1 protein-coding gene is annotated in these 2,997 nt (G+C 40.8%); it reads left to right on the forward strand.

What is annotated here, in order from left to right; translation table 11 throughout:
• The first annotated feature begins 173 nt into the window (after positions 1-173).
• Complete coding sequence (locus tag BBROOKSOX_RS09775) at positions 174-2,162, forward strand: galactose-binding domain-containing protein (RefSeq protein WP_180323972.1); 1,989 nt, start codon at positions 174-176, stop codon at positions 2,160-2,162.
• Positions 2,163-2,997: the final 835 nt, after the last annotated feature.

A 2,997-nucleotide genomic window follows, 5' to 3' on the forward strand; every position in this document is an offset into this window, starting at 1 on the left:
ATTGGGGAAATAAAGAAAATGCAGTAAAGGTGTTTCAGTTACTGGTTACCTAGGTTGTGATGTGCTGGTGGTTAATCATCATTCAACGGGTAAAATTTTTGGATTTCATAAAAGATCTTGACAAAATTGTTTTTAAATGCTACAGTGAATTTTTTAATCATTATTTTTTAAAAATGAAAAACACAACAAATACCCTGAACAAACTTACTAAACTCCTTGCAATTACTATCTTTTCAGTCTCTTTAAATGCTTTTAGTGTTGTGCTAGATCCACTTATCACAATCAGCACTAATCATGTTAGTGCCACTTCTGGAACTGCTATTACACCTGTTACCATCTCTAATAGAGGTGATGCTGTTTCTTATTACTTAATTTCTCCTGCTATTTCCAATGGCTTATCCTTTAATAAAAAAACTGGAACCATCTCTGGAGCGCCAATTGTTGCAGCTGATCCGGTGATTTATACTGTGACTGCAATTGGTCGTCGTGGTCAGGACACTGCAACTGTTGTTATTGCTGTTGGTGTCGGCACTACTAATCTAGCCCTTGGAAAACATGCCACACAATCCAGCACATATATACACGCTGTCTTCACTGTTGCTGGCTATGCAGTAGATGGTAACACTAATGGTAAACTCTCTAATAGAAGCATAGCCATTACCGAACACGAACAAGGTGCTTGGTGGCAGGTTGATCTAGGCGGTCAAAAAAATATCAAGCAAATTATTATCTACAACCGCACTGATTGCTGTGTAAACAGACTAAGTAATTACCAAGTTAGTATCTCTAATAAAGCAGACTTCAGCACCCACATCTATCAACAAGACTTTCATGTCGCGCCTAATCCCAGAAAAATCATTCAATTAGACGCATCAGGCAAACAAGGTCGCTATGTTAGAATCCAGTTGCTTGACAATGACTATCTCTCTCTAGCAGAAGTTCAGGTTATGGGTGTTGATCCTTTGCATTTTTCTGAGGTGGATTATTCTAGTGCTCAGAATGATTTTAATGGATTTCACAGTTCACCAAATTATGCTAATAAGCGAGCCTTTGCCGCCATTAAAGACGATGGCTCAATCATGGCGTGGGGTGTTCCGAATTATGGAGGTGCAAGTGCGCCCTCTGATAGTGGCTATACCAAGATTTATTCAAATGGATACGCCTTTGCCGCCCTTAAAGCTAATGGCTCAATCACGGCGTGGGGTAGTTCAAGTCATGGAGGTACAGGTGCACCCTCTGATAATGGCTATACCAAGATTTATTCAACTTATGGTGCCTTTGCCGCCCTTAAAACCGATGGATCAATCGCAGCGTGGGGTGGGGCGGGAGGTATAGGTGCGCCCTCTGGTAATGGCTATACCAAGATTTATTCAAATAGATACGCCTTTGCCGCCCTTAAAGTCGATGGCTCAATCACGGCGTGGGGTTATGTAGGCACAGGTGCGCCCTCTGGTGGTGGCTATACCAAAATTTATTCAAATGGATATGCCTTCGCCGCCCTTAAAGTCGATGGCTCAATTACGGCGTGGGGTAGTTCAATGACTGGAGGCACAGGTGCACCCTCTGGTAATAGCTATACCAAGATTTATTCAACTAATGGTGCTTTTGCCGCCCTTAAAGTCGATGGGTCAATTGCGGCGTGGGGTAATTCGGGTCATGGAGGTACAGGTGCACCCTCTGGTAATAGCTACACCAAGATTTATTCAACCAATGGTGCCTTTGCCGTCCTTAAAGCCGATGGGTCAATCGCGGCGTGGGGTGGTTCGGGTTATGGAGGCACAGGTGCTCCCTCTGGTAAAGGCTATACTAAGATTTATTCAAACGGATATGCCTTTGCTGCCCTTAAAGCTGATGGCTCAATCACAACATGGGGTAACTCAGGGAGTGGAGGTACAAACGCACCCAGTGCACCCACTGATAAAGGTTATATCAAGATTTATTCAACTGGTAGAGCCTTTGCCGCCCTTAAAGCCGATGGTTCAATTACATCATGGGGTGACTTAAAGAATTTGCGGAGTAACGGTAATAAACCCATAAACGCACCCACTGACAAAGGTTATATCAAGATTTATTCAAATGCACTTGCTTTTAGCGCTGTTAAGCCCGATGGCTCAATTAGGACATGGGGTAATCCAGAGTTTGAAGCTCTGGTTCATCATTGAATCCCTAGAAAACCTATCACAAAATCCAAAAAAATCATTTAATTAGATACATCAGGCAAACAAGGTCGCTATGTTAGATAATAAGAGACCTTTGCATAAATAGGGATGATTAGCAAAATCCAATTTTTGCCCAATTGGTGATTTCTTTAAACCTTGTCCTAGCAGGGCTAATAGAGGTTAAAGCAAGGCGATATTATAATGCCAAGCAGGTGATAATGCAATTTCCGAGAGAAGTTCAAGAAATTTTGGACAGAAGCCTTAAATCAAACTAACATCATAAAAAAACCACCTAGAAGAGTGGTTTTAGTGCACTTGGGATGAAACCTAGTGTCTCTAACTGTCTGCCAACTTTCGTTGGTCAGTGGTTTAATTACAAACTACTTTCATTAAGGTTAAAGCCTTATTAGTTGTAATTTATATGGTATGATTAAATTTAATTTAAGACCACGGCACTTACGCTGTAACCTTAACCACTTGTACAAGCCTTGCAATTATGCAAGAAAGTGGCAGCGATGAGTTGAGTTTGTTTTAACCCACAGGGACATTAATCCCTGTAGGGGTTACTGTCCTTGTGATTGTCATATAGGAGAGTAAAATGGTAAGTATAGACAATGAGAAGCTAGAGAGTGTTTTCCGTGATATGGGAGTGATATTTACTTCCAGTGGAACAATCGGATTCTTTTTCAAGTTTTCACTATTTGGCAGCATTTTTGCTGTTATTATTGGAGTTTTTTTTATATTATTTGGAATTAAGGAGGATAGACATGGGACTAGAAATTAATGAAATTTATTTTGCGCTTTCTATGTTGTTTGTACTAGGATTCTTGTTAATTCT

The organism is bacterium endosymbiont of Bathymodiolus sp. 5 South, assembly GCF_900128535.1.
In the GTDB taxonomy this organism is placed as follows: domain Bacteria; phylum Pseudomonadota; class Gammaproteobacteria; order PS1; family Pseudothioglobaceae; genus Thiodubiliella.